General features: G+C 68.1%; 1 pseudogene. It reads right to left on the minus strand.

Annotation, left to right across the window (positions count from 1 at the left end):
• Nucleotides 1-14 precede the first annotated feature (14 nt).
• A pseudogene (locus tag EXE44_RS19195) lies at nt 15-248 on the minus strand (CopG family transcriptional regulator); the annotation flags it as partial.

A 248-nucleotide genomic window follows, 5' to 3' on the forward strand; every position in this document is an offset into this window, starting at 1 on the left:
GGGCGTTCGAGGCGCTATCCGAGTCGGAAGGAGGGCTCGTCCGGCTCGCCGTCGAGGTCCTCGAGCTGGATCACCTCGTCGTCGCCGTCCTCCAGCTGTTCGCGGAGGTAGTTGACGTACCGCTTGTGCTCTTCGAGCTGCTCGCGGAGGTGTTCGGCCTCGAGTTCCAGCCGCTCGTGCTCGCGGACGAAGCTCTTCGGGACCTCGATCTTCGGGGGGAACGACTCGTCGCCGGCGCCGCCCGGTCC

Source organism: Halorubrum sp. SS7 (assembly GCF_005435055.1).
Classification (GTDB): domain Archaea; phylum Halobacteriota; class Halobacteria; order Halobacteriales; family Haloferacaceae; genus Halorubrum; species Halorubrum salinarum.